Raw genomic sequence first — 17,326 nt, 5'->3', positions numbered from 1 at the left:
GGCCCCACTCGTTCCGTCCGCCCTCGGCGAAGACCGGCCCGGACGGGCGCCGGCCGTCCTAGAGTCCGGCCTATGACGACGATCACCACCCACACGGTCAGTTACCCGGCCGACGGACTGACAATGATCGGACACCTCGCGCTCCCCTCCGGAACCGGCCGCCGCCCGGCGGTCCTGCTCGGCCCCGAGGGGCCCGGCCTGAACGACGTCTACCGCCACCGGGCCGACGCCCTCGCCGAACTGGGCTACGTGGCACTGGCCTTCGACCTCCACGGCGGGCGCTGGTTCACCGACCCCCAGGAGATGCTGGCGCGCGCGATGCCGCTGCTCGCCGACCCCGAGCGGATGCGGGACATCGGCCACGCGGCGCTCGACGTGCTGCGCGCCGAACCGCGCACCGACCCGGAGCGGATCGCCGCCGTCGGTTACGGCACCGGGGGCGCCATCGCCCTGGAACTCGGCCGCGCCGGGGTCGACCTGCGGGCGATCGGAACGGTCAACGCCCTGATCACGGGCCGGCCGGGCGAGGCGGCGCGCATCCGCTGCCCGGTGTGGGCCGGGGTCGGGTCGGAGGACCCGATCATGCCGCCCGCGCAGCGGGAGGCGTTCACCGCCGAGATGCAGGCCGCGGGTGTCGACTGGCGCCTCGTGGTCTACGGCGGGGCGCTGCACGCGTTCCACCACCCGCCGGTCGACCACACCGTGCTCCCCGGTGTCGGCCACCACCCCCGGCACGCGGAGCGGGCCTGGCGCGACATCCTCGACCTGCTCGCCGAGTGCTTGCCGGTGACGGAGTGAGCGGGCGCCCGGCCGGGGGTCAGGGGCGGGCGTAGAAGTCCGGGGTGCCCATGATCCAGAGGCTGGCCTGCTTGACCGGCCGGCCGGCCCGGGGGGCCTCGATCATCTGGTCGTCGCCGATGTAGAGGCCGACGTGGTGGATGTCGGCGGCGCGGCCGGTGGCGCTCCAGAAGACCAGGTCGCCGGGGCGGAGCTGGCGGTAGGTGACCGGGGTGGACTGGGCGTACTGGTCGGCGGCGAAGTGGTTGAGCCGCTTGCCTCCCTGGCGCCACGCCATCATGGTCAGCCCGGAGCAGTCGTAGCCGCCCGGGCCCTCGCCGCCCCAGACGTAGGGCAGGCCGATCTTGGTGCGGGCGAAGGCGATGGCCTCGGCCGCGCCCTCGGCCGACCAGGGGCGCTCCGGCGGCGGGGGTGCGGCGGAGCCGGTGGGCGGGGCGGTCCGCGCGGCCTCGGCGGCAGCCGCGTCCCGTTCGGTGGCTTTGGCAGCTTCGGCGGCGGCCCTGGCCTCGGCCTCGCGGGCGGCCTGCTCCGCCGCCTCGCGTTCGGCCGCCGCTTTCTCGGCGGCGGCGCGGGCGGCGGCCTCGGCCTCCCGGGCGGCGATCGCCTCCAGCGCCTCGCGCCGCTGCCGCTCCAGCTCGACGGTGGTGTTCCGGGCGGCGGCCAGTTCGGTGAGCAGCTGCTCGCGCCGCAGTCCGGCGGCCGTGACCTGGTTCTGCTGGTCCGCCAGCCGTGCCTCGGCGCGCTGCCGGGCGGCGCCGACCGCGGCGGCGGCACGTTCGGCGGCCCCGGTCGCGGTGCGCGCGGCGGCGGCGGCCCGGGCGGCGGCGGCCGCCGTGGAGACCGCCGCGTCGAGGATCTGCCGGGTGCGGCGGCTGGCGATCCCGACCACGGCCGCCCGGTCCCCGGCCTCGCGCGGACCGCGCGCGCCGAGCAGGGCGTTGATCGCGGAGAGTTCGGCGCCGGTGCCCTGCCGGTACGTTTCGGCGGCCAGGGCGGCGGCCTCCTCGGCCGCGTCGGACCGCTCGGCCTCGGCGGCTGCGGCCCGGACGGCCGCGGCGGACTCCTCGGTGCGGGCCCGGGTGAGGGCGAGTTGGGCGCCGTTGTAGGCCTCGACGGCCTGTTCGGCGGTCCGGGCCGCCTGGTCGGCTTCGGTCCTGGCGGCGGTGAGCGCGGCCTCGATGGCGGTGACGCCGCCGGCCCGGCGATCGGCCTCGGCCCGGGCGCGGTCGATCTCCTCGGCGGACGGGTAGGCCTGGTCCCCGGCCCCGGGCGGCACGGTGACCGGCGGCACGGTGACGGGCGGCACGGTGACGGGCGGCGCGCCGGGCGGCACGTCGGCCGGAGCGGACGGGGCCGGTGCCGCCGTGACGGACACCGCGGCGGGGAGCAGTCCGAGCAGGGCGGCGAGGGAGAGGACGAGGGACAACAGGAGGGTCGGCAGGAGCCTGCGCGCCACGATTCATCCCTTCGAACGGCCACGAGGGACTGGAGCGGCCACGCACACGTGGGCCGACGGGCCGATGAACCATCCCATTCCGTGACAAGGCGGTCACTGGACGCCATGTTCTCAAGCCGAGGCGCTTTCATGCCTCAAGCCCGCGCCACCAACCGAGTGACCATCAGATGATCAGACCGCAGCCGCCTCCAGCCGGGCTACCGCGCGCCCAGGCGCACCCGCTACCGGCTCATCCTGCGGGTCCGCGTCCGCAGCCAGCGGTGCCGGCCCGGCCGGGTCACCTGGCCGGCCGGGCCGACCGCGTACGTCCGGCTGCGGCCGGCCCGGACCGCCCGCCGTCGCTGCTGGGACCGGCCGTGCCGCCCCGCCCGGGCGGTCGGCCCGCCGTCGCCGGGCGCACCGGCCCCGGCGCTGCGGCGGCTCCCCGACGGGTGCTCCGCGGTGCCCGCCGCCGAACGGCGGTCGGCCAGCCGGGCGGACCGCCGGGCCAGCGCCCGGGCGGCGTGCGCGTCCAGGTGCGCGGTGGCCCGGGCGGCCATCTGCTCGGCCACCCGGTGGGCCGCCGGGTGGTGGGCCGGCACCTTGTCGGGCGCCCCGGCGATCAGGTCGAAGAGCCAGGTGCGGGCCTGGTCCGCACGCCGGTGCAGCAGGCGCTCGCGCCGGAGCGCCCGGGCCCGCAGGCGCGGACTCGCGGCGTACCGCCAGCGCGCCCAGGGGCTGCTCGGGCGGGCCAGCCGGACGGCGCCGACCCAGGAGAGGCCGGGCACCATGATGCCCAGCAGCCCGGTCCACACCTTGCCCTTGAGCAGGGTGACGACCATCGCCAGCGCGTTCACCGAGATCACCGTGACCAGCCCCCACCTGGTCTCCCCGGTGGGCTCGGCGCCGAGCGGGACGTACCCGACGAGCAGCAGGCCGGTGAAGAGGATGCCGAAGATCACCGCGTCCACCGACTTGCGCCCCTGCTCGCTCCAGTAGACGTCGTCCAGGTGCAGGATCAGCGCGAACTCGTCCAGCACCAGGCCGCAGCCGATGCCGAAGAGCAGCCCGAAGACGTCGATCCACGGGTGCCCGCCGTAGGTCGCGAACACCCCGATGCCACCGGCCAGCAGGAACCCCAGGCCGAACACCATGTGGTGGATGTGCAGCCCGCCGGGCGTCACGTTGCCGGGCCACCAGCGCACCTGGGCCCTGATCATCCGCACGCTGAACCGGATGAAGACGAAGGAGGTGGTGAACCCGACCAGCAGCAGGAACAGCGGTTGCTTGTGCGTGGCGACGATGTGCTCGCGATAGCCGTCCAGCAGTGTGGTCATGGCTCTTACCTTCGTTCCTGGTGCTGCGTGCGACCTGCCGCGACATGGCCCGGGGGCCAACGCCCGGCGTCAGAAGCCGCGGGTGCGCTTGGCGGCCCGGCGGGGGATCACCGGGGCGAGCGAGGGACGCTCGCCCCCGACCGGGAGCTTCATGAAGAGCCGGGCGATCTCACCGCCCAGGTTCACGCCGATGGCCAGCGCCATCGCGATCGCGGCGGCCCGGGTGATCTGGACCAGCCCCCCGCTGGGGTGCCCCTGGGCGAACGAGAGCATGCCGAGGTAGAGCGCCGAACCGGGCATCAGCGGCCCGATCGCCGCGGTGACGTACGGCAGCGCGGACCCGTTGCGGTAGCGCGCCATCAGCTGGCCGAAGAGGCCGACCAGGCCGGCCGCCACCCCGGTCGCGACGATCGGCGAGACCCCGGCGTTGTAGGCCAGCACGCCGTAGCTGGCCCAGCCGATGCCGCTGTTCAGGGTGACCAGCGCGAGCGAGCGGCGGTCGGTCTGCAGCAGCATCGCGAAGGCGAGCGTCAGCACCATCGCGGCGACCATCTGGACCGGCGGGTAGTTGTTCCCGACCAGCGACTCGTCCGGCCGCAGCTTCGCCTCGAAGCCGACGCCCAGGTAGAGGATCAGCATCACGCCGATGACGATGCCCGCCACCAGGTAGATCACCTCCAGCAGGCGGGCCGCGGCGGTGATGTAGAAGCCGGTCAGACCGTCCTGCACCGCGGCGACCAGCGCGCGCCCGGGCAGCAGCGCGAACAGCCCGCCGGTGATCACCACGGAGCCGCGCAGGCCCAGCTCGTTGAAGGAGAGCACGATGCCGGAGGCGGCGGCCGGCATCGCGGCCAGCACGAACTGGTAGAACTCCGGCAGCCCGCGACGGGCGATCAGCGAGGCCAGCCGGTCGCCGAGCACGGCGGCCACGAAGGCGCTGAGGAAGACCAGCCAGGCCTTGTCGTCGATCTTCCCGCCGACCAGGAAGGTGGCCGCGCCGGCCAGCAGACCGGTGTTCAGCGCGAGCAGCCAGGCCGCGTAGGGGTGCCGGTTGCGGCGGATCGCAGCGAGCCGGCGGTAGGCGTCGTTGACGCTCACCTGCTCCGCGGTGATGTCCGCGACCAGTTCGTACACCGCGTTCAGCCGGGTGTAGTCGGAGGTCCGGCGGCGCACCACGCGGTCGGCGGTGATCGGCGGCTCGACCAGCGAGGGCTGGTGCGAGATGCCGATCAGGGTGAAGGTGACCTGCGGTTCGCAGCGGTCCAGCCGGTAGGCGTGCGCGATGCCGAGCATGGCCGCCTCGACATCCTCGGCGGCCTCGCCGCTGGCCAGCAGCAGTTCGCCGATGCGCAGGGTCAGGTCGAGGATGCGCGGGACGTTGCGGGCCGCGGCGGAGGCGGTCGCGGGGTGCAGTTCGCGCGCGGAGCGCTCGAAAGCGGGGCGCTCGGACATCGGGGTGCGCAGCAGGGTGCGCATCCGGTCCGGCCAGGGCGCCTCGCCGGGGGCGCCCTGGCTGAGGGCGCCCAGCGGGATGCCGGCCGGCGGGGTGTAGCCGGCGGCCCGCCACTCCTCGGGGGTGAGGGTGTCCTCGGCCACCGAGCGGCGGCGGTACACCGGGGCGAGCGGCTCCCCGGCGGGCGTCGTCGGGCCGGCGGGCGTCGTCGGCTCCGCGGTGGCCGTGGCGGGGGCGGTGTCCTCGCCGAGGGCGGTGCCCGTGGCGTACGCGGTGCCCGTGGTGTCCGTCGGGGCGGCGGCCGGTTCGGGCTCCGGGGCCAGCAGGCCCTTGGTCTCGGGGGCGGGCAGCGCGAGCGGGATCTCCACGGTCTGCTCGGCGACCGGGGCGGGGTGCCCGAGCAGCCCCTCGGTGGGCGGCGCCTCGGACGGGTGGACCGGCCGCGTGCCGACGGCCGGGCGGGCCTGACGCTGCGGACGACCGCCCCGGCCGCCCCTGGCCCTCTTGCCGCCGCCCGGTCGGCCCCGCTTCGGCACTTCCACTCCTTGCCGCCCCTGGCGGTGCCGGTCCCCCGGGCCGCCGATCGATCTCCGCCTACACCTTGCCTGATCGAACTGCCGGACGCACATGTACGCGACGGCGGGCGGCGGCGTCCCCGGACGCCTACCCGGCGCGGTGCGGGCCGCCGGTTCCGGCGACGGGCGCCGCCGTGGGGGCCGCGGCGGGGTCGGTGCGGGCCTCGGTTCCGGCGTCGGCGCGGACGTCGGTGGCGCGGACGCCGGTGCCCCGGGCTTCGGCGGCCGGGGCTTCGGTGGCCCGGCCGGAGCGGCGGGCGCGGAGCAGTTCGACGGCCACCGGGATCACCGAGACCAGCACGATGCCGACCAGGATCGCCTCGATGTTGTCCCGGACGAACGGGATCTGCCCGAGGAAGTACCCGAGCACCGTGACGCCGGCGCCCCACAGCACCCCGCCGATCACGTTGAAGAGGACGAAGACCCGGTAGTTCATCCTGCTCACCCCGGCGATGATCGGGGTGAAGGTACGGACGATCGGCACGAAGCGGGCCAGCACGATCGCCTTCGGCCCGTGCCGGTCGAAGAAGGCCGCCGCCTTCTCCACGTTCTCCTGCTTGAACAGCCGGGAGTCGGGGCGCCGGAACAGGCTCGGGCCGACCTTCCGCCCGAACAGGTAACCGACCTGGTCGCCGGCCACCGCCGCGGCCACGATCAGCGCGCAGACCACCCAGAGCGGCTGGTGCAGGTAGGTGCCGCCGGCCACCAGCAGGCCGGTGGTGAAGAGCAGCGAGTCGCCGGGGAGGAAGAAGCCGATCAGCAGACCGGACTCGGCGAAGACGATGGCCAGGATGCCGAGCAGCCCGAAGGTGGAGATCAGGTGGGTCGGATCGAGCCAGGACGGGCCGAGGGCGAGGCTGGTCACGGTGCGGACTCCTGAGGGCCTGGTGGAAAGGTCGACTCTTGGCAATGAAACAGTAAAGCATTCGCCAAGAACGTATCGATCAGCCCTGTTCCAGGGGGAAGTCGGACAATCGTCCGGACAATGGCACCGGGCGATTCGAGGCCCCGCGAAGCCCGTCACCAGGCCGTTCATTGCGGCGCGGACGCCGTTCTCCCCACCCTGGACAGCCGAAGCTACCCGGGATTAACTTGTGGGGCGATCGGCGGGGCCGTCCGAGCCCGCCGCGCAGGTTCCAGCGAACGTCAGGCACCGTCGAAGGGAGGCGCCGCCGTGCGCCGCACCGTGTTCACCGAGGACCACGAGGCCTTCCGGGAGACCATCCGGGACTTCATCGCCAACGAGGTCGTCCCCGTCTACGAGAGCTGGGAGGCCGAGGGCCACCCGCCGCGGGACTTCTACCGCAAGCTCGGTGAACTCGGCATCTTCGGCATCGAGGTGCCCGAGGAGTACGGCGGCGCGGGCGAGAGCGGTTTCAAGTACCAGGCGGTGGTCGCCGAGGAGACTGCGCGGGCGGGCGTCAGCTTCGGCTCCTCCGGGGTGCACACCGGGCTGGTGCTGCCCTATCTGCTGGAGTACGCGACCGAGGAGCAGAAGCGGCGCTGGCTGCCGGGCTTCGTCTCCGGCGACCTGATGACCGCGATCGCGATGACCGAGCCGGGCGCCGGCTCCGACCTCGCCGGCATCACCACCACCGCGCGGCTGTCCGAGGACGGCACCCACTACGTGCTCAACGGCGCCAAGACCTTCATCACCGGCGGCGTGCTCGCCGACCTCGTCCTGGTGGTCTGCCGCACCTCGCCGTACGACCCGGAGAACCGCCGGGCCGGGCTCTCCATCCTCTGCGTGGACACCGCCTCCCCCGGCTACAGCGTCGGCCGCAAGCTGCAGAAGATCGGCCTGCGCACCTCGGACACCGCCGAGCTGGCCTTCTCGGACGTCAAGGTACCGGTGGAGAACCTGCTCGGCGAGGAGGGGAAGGCGTTCGCCTACCTGACCCACAACCTGGTGCAGGAGCGGCTGGCGATCGCGGTCGGCGCGTACGCGGCCGCCGCCGCGGCCGTCCGGTTCGCGGTGCAGTACGTCAAGGACCGCAAGGTGTTCGGCAAGGCGGTCGCCGAGTTCCAGAACACCAAGTTCACGCTGGCCGACTGCGAGGCCCAGGTGATGGCGCAGCAGTCGATGGTCGACCGCGCGCTGGAGCTGTACCAGAACGGTGCGCTGACGGTGGCGGACGCGGCGGCGGCGAAGCTGTTCTGCACCGAGTCGGCGTCCGTCGTGATCGACAAGTGCCTTCAGCTGCACGGCGGTTACGGCTACATCCTGGAGTACCCGATCGCCCGGCTCTACACCGACAACCGGGTGTTCCGGATCTACGGCGGCACGAGCGAGGTCATGCGCAGCATCGTCGCCAAGTCGCTCGGGCTGTAGCGGGGACGGCCGGGGCGGCTGCCGCCGGCCGGGTTCATGCCCGGTTCGCGCCCGGTTCGCGCCCGGTTCGTGCTCAGTTGGGCGAGTGGTGCTCGGCGCGCCACGCCTCCCAACCGGCCGACGACGCCACCTTGGCCTCGTGCAGGGCCCGCTGGGCCCGCTGGGTCAGGGCGGCCGGCGGGGTGTCCAGCCCCCGCACCCACTTGCGGCCGGCCGTGGCCAGCGCCGCGCACACCATCACCGCACCCGCCGTCCCGAACACCGCGGCGATGCCCGTCAGCACCGCGCCGCCGGCCAGCAGCGAGCGGTTGACCTGGAAGCCGCTGAAGAAACGCTCATTGGTCGCCATGCCTCCACGATGGAGGCAGTCGGCCACCGCCGCACGCCGAGCGCACCCGCGCGCGGCGCGCGCCCGCGAACCTCGGCGTGCGGGCGCGCGGCGCGTCCGGGACGCTGGGCCGCAGGAGCGCCCACGCGGCAGGACCGCACCCGGACGGCAGGAGGACGCGCGATGGTCGATCTCGAACAACTCGTCGCGGAGCACGCGGCCATGGCGGCCGAGAGCCTGCACGGCCGCAGCGCCCATCTGGTGCTGCACGACGGGGTGCTGCGGCAGACGGTGATCGCACTGACCGCGGGCACCTCGCTCGACGAGCACAACGCCCCGGCCGCCGCCAGCGTCCAGGTGCTGCGCGGGCGGGTCTCGCTCACCATCGCCGGGCGTCGCGAGGAGCTCTCGACGGGGCAGTTGCAGGCCGTCCCGCAGGAACGGCACGGCCTGCTGGCCCACGTCGACTCGGTGGTGCTGCTGACGGCCGTCACCGCCTGAGCCCGGGCGGGGCATCGGGCGGGGCACCGGGCGCTCTCAGGTCACGGGGCCGTGCCAGTCCTTGGCGCCGTGCCAGTCCGCGGACTTCCGCTTCAGCACCGAGCCGCCGACCAGCTCCAGCCCGCGCAGCAGGCCCCGCCCACCGGGCGCCATGTCCGGCGCGGCCAGCCACTGCCCGGCCAGGCCCACCAGCAGCGCCTGGTAGAAGGTGCCGCGGGACAGCTCCTCCTCGGTGTCCGCCACCTCGGGGAGCCCCTGGAACAGGGCCGACAGCCCGAGCCGCGCGTTCTTCTGGACCTCGCCGAGCGCCTCCCGCAGCTCCGGCACCCGCTCCACCTGCACCATCGCCTCGAACTGCGAGGCCCAGAGGCCGCGGTGCGCGGCGATGCTCTCCAGCACGCCGTCCCAGACCGCGACGAACCGCTCCTCCGGGTCGTCGGACGTCTCGTTGGCCCGCGCCACGACGGCCACCAGGACATCGCCCCACTCCCCGGTCGCCTCGATCAGCGCCGCGTTGAGCAGCGCCTCCTTGGAGCCGAAGTGGTAGCCGATGGCCGCCAGGCTGACGCCGGAGGCGGCGGCGATGTCCCGGGCGGTGGTGCGCCCGTAGCCCTTCTCGGTCAGGCAGCGCTTGGCGCCGGCCATGAGGTCCTCGCGATTTCCCATGCCCGCATGCTACGTCCGATCAAGACGACTGTCTTGCACGAATGTCTGGCACATATGTCTCGCACAATTGATTGAGACAAACGTACTAGACAAACGTCTGACACGTCCGTACCGTCTTCCCCATGACCGCCACCCCCGGCCGTGCAGGCCGTCGCGAATGGATCGGCCTCGCCGTCCTGCTGCTCCCGACCCTCGTCCTGACCCTGGACATGGGCGTGCTCTTCTTCGCCGTCCCCTACATCTCCACCACGCTGGCGCCGAGCGGCACCCAGCAGCTGTGGATCATGGACATGTACTCGTTCCTGCTGGCCGGGTTGCTCATCACGATGGGCGCGCTGGGCGACCGGATCGGCCGCCGCCGGCTGCTGATGATCGGCGCCACCGGTTTCGCCGGCGCCTCGCTGCTCGCCGCCTACGCGGACGGCGCCGGCCAGCTGATCGCCGCCCGCGCCCTGCTGGGCGTCGCCGGGGCCACCGTGATGCCCTCGACCCTCGCGCTGATCCGCAACATGTTCCACGACCCCAAGCAGCGCCAGATCGCGCTCGGCGCCTGGGGCGGCATCCTCACCGCCGGCGCCACCCTGGGGCCGGTCGCCGGCGGCCTGCTGCTCGACCACTTCTGGTGGGGCTCGGCGTTCCTGCTCGCCGTCCCGGTGATGGCCCTGGTCCTGCTCGCCGCCCCGGCACTGCTCCCCGAGTACCGCTCCTCGCAGCACGGCAGCTTCGACCTGCTCGGCGCCGTCCTCTCCCTGGCCGCCGTCCTGCCGCTGGTCTACGGCGTCAAGACGCTCGCGGTGGACGGCTGGGACCCGCTCGCCGCGCTCGCCGTCCCGGCCGGGCTGCTGCTCGGCGGCGCGTTCTACCGTCGCCAGCGCACCGCCGCCAACCCGCTGCTCGACCTCGGCCTCTTCCGGATCCGCGCCTTCAGCGGAGCGATCAGCGTCAACACCATGGCGATGTTCGCGATGATGGGCTTCAGCCTCTTCACCTCGCAGTACCTGCAGCTGGTCAAGGGCATGAGCCCGCTCACCGCCTCGCTCTGGTCACTCGTCCCCAGCGTGGGCGTGGGCGCCGCCGTCGGCCTGAGCTCGGCGCTCGCCGGGAAGGTCCGACCGGCGGTGCTGATGGCCGGGGGCTTCCTGATCGGCGCGGCCGGCTTCGCGCTGATGACCCGGGTCGGCGCGGACTCCCCGCTGGCGCTCGTCCTCACCGCGGCGGGCGTGCTGGCCGCCGGCACCGTCGGCACCATGACCCTCACCGCCGAGATGGTCGTCTCCGCCGCCCCCGTCGAGCGGGCCGGCGCCGCCTCCGCGACCTCCGAGACCGCCGTCGAACTCGGCAGCTCCCTCGGCATCGCCCTGCTCGGCGCGGCCGGTGCCGCGGTCTACCGCTCCCGGCTCGACGGCACCCTCCCGGCCGGCCTGGACGGCGAGGCCGCCCGCACCGCGCAGGACACCCTCGGCGGCGCGGTCACCGTCGCCGCCCAGCTGCCCGGCCGGCTCGGCACCGACCTCCTGACCACCGCACGCACCGCCTTCACCGACGGCCTGCACGTCGCCGCCGTGGTCGGCCTCCTGATCACGATCGGCGCCTCGCTCCTCGCCTACCGCCTCATGCGCCACCTCCCCGCCGTCCCCGCCCAGGCCCCCGCCCCCGAGCCCGCCACCGCCTGACCGCCCCCCACCCCCAACTCCCCCACCGGCGCGTCATCGCAGCCCCCGCCCACCCCGGGCGGGGGCTGCCGCGCACTCACACCCTGACGTCAACGCCACTTCTGCTCACGGCAGTTGCCCGACGCCGCGCCCTGCCGCCCACGTCGAAGCCCCCGCGAGGGCGGGAGCAGTGCCGTGTCCCCTCGACCTCAGGACCATCCCCGCAGACCGCGGGGAGCGGAGCGACAGGGGCTGCCACCGATCGGCGGTCCTGCCGCGCCGGGCCCGACGCCGAGCCGGGCCACCGGGATGACCAACGAGGCCCGCACCGAACGGGTGCGGCGGTGGTGGGAACCGGCCAAAACGTGGGGGTGGCGCGGCTCGAAGGGGCGTGGTCCCCGGGTGGGCGGTCGGCGGGCGCAGCCTGGGGGGCCGGGGGCGGAACGGTGGGCGGGGGCCGTGGGGGGCGGTCTGACCTCGGGGGATGCGGGGGCTCTCGGCGGGCCCGGTACCCCGGCGCGCCGTCCGGCCGCGCAACATCTGGTTTTTGACCAGCGTTTCCCGACCGGTGTATACGTTCGCCGCCACGGGCAGGCATACTGGCCAGGACGGGCGCTTTGCCCAACTGTGACGTATGACACTAGACGAGAAGGGACCGGTGGCCAGGGATGCTGCGTAACGGTCTTGAGCCCTGGCACGTGCTCGTGGTGCTGGCTGTCGTGATCCTGCTGTTCGGGTCGAAGAAGCTGCCGGAGATGGCCCGCGGCCTCGGCAAGTCGATGCGGATCCTCAAGGCGGAGACGAAGGCGATGCGCGAGGACGACACTCCCGCCGCCGACGCCGCCCAGGGCACCGCTCAGAGCACCGCCGCCCCGGCGCAGCCGGCGGCCGAGCAGTCCCGCCAGGCCGTGAACCCGACCAACGTGACCAAGGCCACCGAGCAGCCGCGGTCCACCACCACCGCCTGACACCCGGCGGCCCGTTCCCGGCCGAAGCCCCCGCCCCCGTGGCGGGGGCTTCGTCGTGTCCGGCCACCCCGTCGCTCGCCCGGCCACCCGCTCGCCCGGCTCCCGGACTCGACTGGCCGTCCCTTTTGATCCGTTATCTCCTGGTGTGCACGACCGGAGGAACGGAGCTGAGGCATGGCGACCAACGGGCCCGGCGGCGACCGCCCCGACGAGCTCGCCGAGCTGCGCGCCCGCCTCAGCGCCGTCGAGGCCCGCACGGCCGCCGCCCTGCCCCGGCGTCACCGGGTCCGCTCCGCCTTCGCCGTCCTGCTGGTCCTGCTCGCCTGCGTGCTGACGCCGCTGAGCATCGCCGCCGTCTGGACCAGGTCGCAGATCACCGACACCGACCGGTACGTCGCCACCATGGCGCCGCTGGCCTCCGACCCGGCCGTCCAAACGGCCGTCGCCGACCGGGTGACCGCCGAGCTGGTCACGTACCTCCCGGTCGACTCGCTGCTCGCCGAGGTCGCCCCGGCGGACCGCCCGCTGCTGAACACCCTGCTCGGCGGCATCGGCCGGGCGCTCACCGACGGGATCACCGGCTTCGTGCACGACCAGGTCCTGCGGGTGGTGCGGAGCGACGCGTTCGCCACGATCTGGACCGACGTCAACCGGGACGCCCACGCCGCCGTCGAGAAGATGCTGACCGGCCAGGGCGGCGGGGCCGTCGAGATCAGGAACGACACCGTGGTGCTCGACCTCGCGCCGCTGATCGACCGGGTGAAGACCCGGCTGGTCGACAACGGCCTGTCGATCGCCGCGCGGATCCCCGAGGTGCACACCCAGTACACGCTGGTGCAGTCGGACGCGATCCCCAAGGTCCGGACCGGCTTCCGGCTGCTGGACCTGGCCGGGTTCTGGCTCCCGGTGCTGACGGTGGCCTCCGCGGTCGGCGGTGTGCTGCTGGCCGGCCGGCGCCGCCGGGCCGTCGTCACGGTCGCCCTGGGCATCGCGGGCGGGGCACTGGTGCTGGGGATCGGACTGTCCGTCTTCCGCGCCGTGTACCTGGACCGGCTGGCGGCGGGGGTCGACCTGGCGGCGGCCCAAGCGGTCTACGACACCCTGGTGCGGTACCTGCGCTCGGCGGTCCGGGTGGTGGTCGCGCTCGGGCTGCTGGTGGCGCTGGGCGCCTGGATCGGCGGCCGGGGACGGTGGGCCGGGACGGTCCGGGGCCTGTGGGCGTCCGGATTCGGGGCGGTGCGACGCGCCGCACAACGGGCCGGGCTTCGGCTGGGGCCGGTGGGCCGGTTCGTGCACCGGTGGAAGACCTGGCTGGGCTGGGTGGCGGTGGCGGGCGCGGCGCTGGCGTTCGTGCTGTGGAGCTACCCGACGGTCCTGGTGACGCTCTGTCTGGCGCTGGCACTGGTAGCGGTCCTGGCGGTGCTGGAGTTCCTGGACGAGCCGGGCGGCGCCCCGGCCGGGACGGGCTGACCGGGATGGCCGGGCAGCAACCGCCGGTACCGCCGCCCCGGAACAGCCCCGACCCGCGGGCCTGGGCCCTGCTGCTCGGTTCGTTCACCCTGCTGATGCTCGGCTACTTCACCCTTCCGCTGCGCCTTCTCGGCCAGGACCGCCCGGGACTGAGCTGGGTGCTCTTCGGGGTGGTGCTGACCGGCCTGACCGGGCTGCTGCTGGCCCGGATCGTCGACACCGTCCGCGGCACGGGCCGCCACCCCGGGGTCTGGCTGGCCTTCCTGATCTGCCTCTCGCTGACCGTCTTCGCCGCCACCTACTACGTCCTGGCCGACCGCCAGGGCGAGTTCATCGGGCTGGAGACCCGGCTCGACTCGCTGTACTTCACGGTCGTCACGATGGCGACCATCGGCTACGGCGACATCACCGCGGCCGGGCAGGGGCCTCGGCTGGTGGTGCTGCTGCAGATCGCCTACAACTTCGTCTTCCTGGCGGCGGCGGCCGGCGCGCTGAGCCGGACGGTGCGCAGCGGCATGGAGACCCGCGCCGCCCACCGGGACGAGCACGGGCACGAGCAGCACCACTGGCAAGGGCAGCACCGCGGCCACCACCCGCGCGACCGCCGTCGCCTCCGCCGCAACCGCCGTCGTCGTCGTGACGGCTAGGTTCGGCTGGCGTCGATCACGCAGAAGCGGTTGCCGTCCGGGTCCTCGACGACCACGAAGTCCGGGTCCGGCGGGTAGAGGTCCCAGTCGACCCGCCGTGCGCCGAGGCCGATCAGCCGCTCCACCTCGGCCGCCTGGTCGGCCGCGTCCGTCGCGTAGAGGTCCAGGTGGACGCGCGGGTGGCGCTGCGGCGGGGTGGCGCTCCGGCCGAGCGCCACCTGCACACCGGCCGCGCCGTCCGCCGGGACGAGCACCACCCAGTCGTCCTCCGGCGAGCCGTCGCGGGGGACGTACCCGAGGGCCTCGCCCCAGAACGTCGCCGCCCGGCGGACGTCAGCCGCCCCGAGGACCACGGAACCGATTCTCAGCATGCCGCCGATTCTGCCGGACGGGCGGGCCCGGCGGGGCAGTTGGCGGCAGGCCGGGAACGGCCGCCGGACGGGGAACGACGGTCAGGCCGGGACGAGGCCGGGCTCGCCGGCCGCCACGGCCCAGGAGGCGGAGGTCCGCACCGGCGACTCGCGCACGGCGATGCTGTCGACGGTCCGGGCGTCGGTCCGCCACCGCTCCCGGTCCACGTCCAGGCGCAGGTAGCCGCGGCGCAGGCCCTCGAAGTACCGCACGTGCGGGTTGAGCGAGGGGTTGAGCGCCTTGAGCGGCCCGTCGAAGGCGGCCGGGAACTCCGAACTGACGCTGGTGGCGGTGAACTCGACGGCGACCGGGGCGGCGGCGAGGTCGTCGCGGTCGATCCGCAGGTCGCTGAACCAGGAGGAGTGGATGTCCCCGGCGAGCACCACCGGGTTGGCCACGGCGGCGTCCCGCAGGAAGCGCAGCAGCCGGGCGCGGGCGGGGTCGTAGCCGTCCCACTGGTCGAGGTTGGCGAGCGGCGGCAGCGGGTGGGACGGGTCCAGGAAGTTCGGGAAGCGGATCTGACTCATCATCACCTGTTGGGCGATGACGTTCCACCGGGCGTGGGAGTCGGTCAGGCCGCGCCGCAGCCACTCCTCCTGCTCGGCGCCGGTCAGGGTGCCGGCGGTGTTGCCCAGGCCGTCCGCGACGGGGCCGAAGTCCTGGCTGTGGCCGCCCGGCTGGTCGGTGCGGTACTGGCGGGTGTCGAGCACGTTGAGACGCAGCAGGTCGCCGAAGTCGAAGCGGCGGTACAGCCGGTAGTCCGGGGAGCCGTTGCGGTAGGGGTTCCGCAGCGGCATGTGCTCGTAGTACGCCTGGTAGGCGGCGGCGCGCTCGCGGGCCATGGCGGCGGTGTCCTGGTGGGCGGCGCCGGTGTCGTCGATCTCGTCGACCAGGCCGGCGTAGTTGTTCTCGACCTCGTGGTCGTCCCAGGTGACGATCCAGGGGAAGGCGGCGTGCGCGGCCTGCAGGGCCGGGTCGGTCTTGTACTGCGCGTGCCGGGCCCGGTAGTCGGCGAGGGTGCTCAGCTGGTTGAGGCCCGGGGTCTGCGGGGTGGTGTGCAGGCGGTCCGGGAAGGCGCTGCTCGGGTCGGTCTCGTAGATGTAGTCGCCGAGGTGCACCACGGCGTCGAGGTCCTCGGCGGCCAGGGCGGTGTACGCGGGCCAGTAACCGTGCTGCCAGTCCTGGCAGTTGACCACGCCGAGGCGGAGCCGGCCGGGGTGGGCGCCGGCGGCCGGGGCGGTGCGGGTCCGGGCGGCCGGGCCGAGGTGGCGGCCGGCCCGGAAGCGGTACCAGTAGTCGCGGCCGGGCTGGAGGCCGCGGACGTCGACGTGGACGCTGTGCGCGCGCTCGGCCTCGGCGGCGGCGACGCCGCGCCGGACGACCCGGCGGAAGCCCGGGTCGGCGGCGACCTCCCAGGAGACGGGCACGGTGCGGGCGCCCATGGACGCGGCGTCGAACGGGTCTGCGACCAGGCGGGTCCACAGGACCACCGCGTCGGGCAGCGGATCGCCGCTGGCCACGCCGAGGAGGAACGGGTCGCGGCGGACCGGTTCCGCGTGCGCCGTACGGATGTTGAGCGCCTGGGCGCCCGCGGCGACGGCCGCGCCGACCAGCAGTCCGCGCCGGCTGAGCGCGGCGGACCGCGGCCGGGGCGGAACGGACGGCGAGGACGCGGACGACGGCGGCGAGAACGACGCGGACGACGAGGACGGTGGCACGGGAGACCTCCTGCGGCGGCTGAGCGGCATCGGGGACACCAGGCCGACATTCCATCAGAACGTCGTGCGGCCGACCATGAACGGAAGGCGACGATTTCCCGCTTCTCCGCGCCACCGCACGGGAGTTGCCGCCCGGCGCCGACCGCTCGACTGCCGCGCCGACCGGTCAGCCGCTGCGCCGGCGCAGCGACATCAGGAGCAGGAAGACCGCCGACAGCACGGCCGCCACCCGCAGCACACCCGGCGCGGAGTCCCACACCACCTGGTTGACCTGCTCGCCGGGGTTCAGGGCGGTGCCCCAGCGGCCCTGGGCACGGCCCCAGACGAACAGCGAGCTGCCGCTGATCGTCATCAGCGGGATCCCGAACACGGCCACCTTGCGGGTGAGGTCGGACAGATGGCGGGAGAGGTAACCGAGGGCCCAGCCGATCAGCATGGCGATCAGCTGTCCGGTGACGGCGCCGCCGATCAGTACGACGGCGGAGAGCAGCAGCAGCGGTGAGGGGCGGCGGACGGTGGACGCCCCGGCCTTGGCGGCTCCGTCCGGGGTCTCGGGGGCCGCAGGGGCGTCGGGGTCGGCTCCGGCCCTGGCCGCCCGGCCCTTGCGCCCCTTGGCCTTCTTGGCCCGGCCCTTCCCCTTCCCCTGCTCCGTCTCCCCGGGGGCGTCGGCGCCGGGCGGCTCGGTCGCCGCGGTCCCGCCCGGCGCCGCGTCCTCGCCCGCCGGCCCGGGCCCGGTCTCCTCCTCGGAGGCGGTCCGCTGCTCGGGGATCGGCCGGTTGGATGCGACCGGGCCGTCACCGAAGTCGATGCTCACGTAGTCCCAGTCGCCCGTGTTCACGGCGCGGTAGGCGGGTGGCAGCGCCTCGGGGTCGGCGGGGGCCGCCTCGCCCGGCCTCGCGATCCACGGCGAGCCGTCGCCCTGCCCGGACGGTGCCGATCGCGCAGGCCGCGAGGGCCGCGAAGGCGTCGCGGACGTCGAAGGCCCCGACGGCCGCGGAGACCGTACGGGGGGCGGCAGGAACGCGGCGGGCGCTC

General features: G+C 74.4%; 16 protein-coding genes. 7 read left to right on the top strand and 9 right to left on the bottom strand.

Translation table 11 applies throughout. From position 1 onward, the window contains the following. Positions 1-72 precede the first annotated feature (72 nt). A complete protein-coding gene (locus ABZW10_RS00705) occupies positions 73-798 on the top strand; it encodes a dienelactone hydrolase family protein (protein ID WP_355357694.1) in 726 nt (241 codons plus the stop codon). Between the two features lie 19 nt (positions 799-817). Here ABZW10_RS00705 and ABZW10_RS00700 read toward each other — a convergent pair whose 3' ends face one another. The 4 genes from ABZW10_RS00700 to ABZW10_RS00685 form a co-directional block, all read right to left on the bottom strand. Further along, positions 818-2,254: a C40 family peptidase gene (locus ABZW10_RS00700; RefSeq protein WP_355357691.1), complete on the bottom strand. Its 1,437-nt coding sequence runs from the start codon at positions 2,252-2,254 to the stop codon at positions 818-820. A 221-nt stretch (positions 2,255-2,475) separates the two neighbouring features. Further along, positions 2,476-3,570, bottom strand: a complete 1,095-nt coding sequence (locus ABZW10_RS00695; RefSeq protein WP_355357688.1) for a hypothetical protein — start codon at positions 3,568-3,570, stop codon at positions 2,476-2,478. Between the two features lie 69 nt (positions 3,571-3,639). Further along, on the bottom strand, positions 3,640-5,559 hold the full coding sequence (locus tag ABZW10_RS00690; RefSeq protein ID WP_355357685.1) for a threonine/serine exporter family protein: 1,920 nt from the start codon (positions 5,557-5,559) through the stop codon (positions 3,640-3,642). Positions 5,560-5,686: 127 nt separating this feature from the next. Continuing rightward, positions 5,687-6,463 carry a VTT domain-containing protein gene (locus tag ABZW10_RS00685; protein ID WP_355357682.1) on the bottom strand — a complete coding sequence of 259 codons (777 nt, stop codon included), beginning with the start codon at positions 6,461-6,463 and terminating at the stop codon, positions 5,687-5,689. Between the two features lie 309 nt (positions 6,464-6,772). Between ABZW10_RS00685 and ABZW10_RS00680 the strand changes: the two genes are divergently transcribed. Beyond that, on the top strand, positions 6,773-7,930 hold the full coding sequence (locus ABZW10_RS00680) for an acyl-CoA dehydrogenase family protein (RefSeq protein ID WP_355357679.1): 1,158 nt from the start codon (positions 6,773-6,775) through the stop codon (positions 7,928-7,930). Between the two features lie 73 nt (positions 7,931-8,003). Here the strand turns inward: ABZW10_RS00680 and ABZW10_RS00675 are convergent, their stop codons facing one another. Then, a complete protein-coding gene (locus tag ABZW10_RS00675; protein WP_355357676.1) occupies positions 8,004-8,279 on the bottom strand; it encodes a hypothetical protein in 276 nt (91 codons plus the stop codon). Between the two features lie 162 nt (positions 8,280-8,441). On the opposite strand from ABZW10_RS00675, the gene ABZW10_RS00670 reads away from it, so the two are divergent. After that, positions 8,442-8,759: a cupin gene (locus ABZW10_RS00670; RefSeq protein ID WP_355357673.1), complete on the top strand. Its 318-nt coding sequence runs from the start codon at positions 8,442-8,444 to the stop codon at positions 8,757-8,759. Between the two features lie 36 nt (positions 8,760-8,795). On the opposite strand, the gene ABZW10_RS00665 is transcribed toward ABZW10_RS00670, so the two are convergent. Further along, positions 8,796-9,425, bottom strand: coding sequence for a TetR/AcrR family transcriptional regulator (locus ABZW10_RS00665; RefSeq protein WP_355357671.1), 630 nt, complete (start codon positions 9,423-9,425; stop codon positions 8,796-8,798). A gap of 122 nt (positions 9,426-9,547) precedes the next feature. Between ABZW10_RS00665 and ABZW10_RS00660 the strand changes: the two genes are divergently transcribed. The 4 genes from ABZW10_RS00660 (at position 9,548) to ABZW10_RS00645 (ending at position 14,162) form a co-directional block, all read left to right on the top strand. Then, on the top strand, positions 9,548-11,098 hold the full coding sequence (locus ABZW10_RS00660) for an MFS transporter (protein ID WP_355357668.1): 1,551 nt from the start codon (positions 9,548-9,550) through the stop codon (positions 11,096-11,098). A 647-nt stretch (positions 11,099-11,745) separates the two neighbouring features. Next, entirely contained in the window at positions 11,746-12,045 is a 300-nt protein-coding gene (tatA, locus tag ABZW10_RS00655; RefSeq protein ID WP_355357665.1) for a Sec-independent protein translocase subunit TatA, read from the top strand. Between the two features lie 174 nt (positions 12,046-12,219). After that, entirely contained in the window at positions 12,220-13,515 is a 1,296-nt protein-coding gene (locus ABZW10_RS00650) for a hypothetical protein (RefSeq protein WP_355357662.1), read from the top strand. A gap of 5 nt (positions 13,516-13,520) precedes the next feature. Then, the gene (locus tag ABZW10_RS00645) at positions 13,521-14,162 is read left to right on the top strand and encodes a potassium channel family protein (protein WP_355357659.1); all 642 of its coding nucleotides are present in this window, start codon (positions 13,521-13,523) and stop codon (positions 14,160-14,162) included. Here the strand turns inward: ABZW10_RS00645 and ABZW10_RS00640 are convergent. The 3 genes from ABZW10_RS00640 to ABZW10_RS00630 all read right to left on the bottom strand — a co-directional run bounded on the left by ABZW10_RS00640 (position 14,159) and on the right by ABZW10_RS00630 (position 17,129). Beyond that, complete coding sequence (locus ABZW10_RS00640) at positions 14,159-14,533, bottom strand: VOC family protein (RefSeq protein WP_355357656.1); 375 nt, start codon at positions 14,531-14,533, stop codon at positions 14,159-14,161. The two genes, ABZW10_RS00645 and ABZW10_RS00640, sit on opposite strands and share 4 nt — an antisense overlap. Positions 14,534-14,614: 81 nt before the next feature. Further along, positions 14,615-16,291 (bottom strand): alkaline phosphatase D family protein, encoded by a 1,677-nt coding sequence (locus tag ABZW10_RS00635; RefSeq protein WP_355357653.1) that lies wholly within the window; start codon positions 16,289-16,291, stop codon positions 14,615-14,617. 166 nt (positions 16,292-16,457) lie between these two features. Next, positions 16,458-17,129, bottom strand: a complete 672-nt coding sequence (locus ABZW10_RS00630) for a hypothetical protein (RefSeq protein ID WP_355357650.1) — start codon at positions 17,127-17,129, stop codon at positions 16,458-16,460. Positions 17,130-17,326: the final 197 nt, after the last annotated feature.

It is taken from the genome of Kitasatospora sp. NPDC004723, assembly GCF_040609255.1.
Classification (GTDB): Bacteria; Actinomycetota; Actinomycetes; order Streptomycetales; family Streptomycetaceae; genus Kitasatospora.
Note: the sequence above shows the minus strand (reverse complement) of the source record. Positions and strands in the feature narration are given on the sequence as shown.

Coding starts and splice junctions, on each gene's coding strand:
- ABZW10_RS00660 (WP_355357668.1), top strand. CDS start 9,548: ATGACCGCCACCCCCGGCCGTGCAGGCCGTCGCGAATGGATCGGCCTC.
- ABZW10_RS00650 (WP_355357662.1), top strand. CDS start 12,220: ATGGCGACCAACGGGCCCGGCGGCGACCGCCCCGACGAGCTCGCCGAG.
- tatA (WP_355357665.1), top strand. CDS start 11,746: ATGCTGCGTAACGGTCTTGAGCCCTGGCACGTGCTCGTGGTGCTGGCT.
- ABZW10_RS00640 (WP_355357656.1), bottom strand. CDS start 14,533: ATGCTGAGAATCGGTTCCGTGGTCCTCGGGGCGGCTGACGTCCGCCGG.
- ABZW10_RS00670 (WP_355357673.1), top strand. CDS start 8,442: ATGGTCGATCTCGAACAACTCGTCGCGGAGCACGCGGCCATGGCGGCC.
- ABZW10_RS00645 (WP_355357659.1), top strand. CDS start 13,521: ATGGCCGGGCAGCAACCGCCGGTACCGCCGCCCCGGAACAGCCCCGAC.
- ABZW10_RS00665 (WP_355357671.1), bottom strand. CDS start 9,425: ATGGGAAATCGCGAGGACCTCATGGCCGGCGCCAAGCGCTGCCTGACC.
- ABZW10_RS00695 (WP_355357688.1), bottom strand. CDS start 3,570: ATGACCACACTGCTGGACGGCTATCGCGAGCACATCGTCGCCACGCAC.
- ABZW10_RS00705 (WP_355357694.1), top strand. CDS start 73: ATGACGACGATCACCACCCACACGGTCAGTTACCCGGCCGACGGACTG.
- ABZW10_RS00675 (WP_355357676.1), bottom strand. CDS start 8,279: ATGGCGACCAATGAGCGTTTCTTCAGCGGCTTCCAGGTCAACCGCTCG.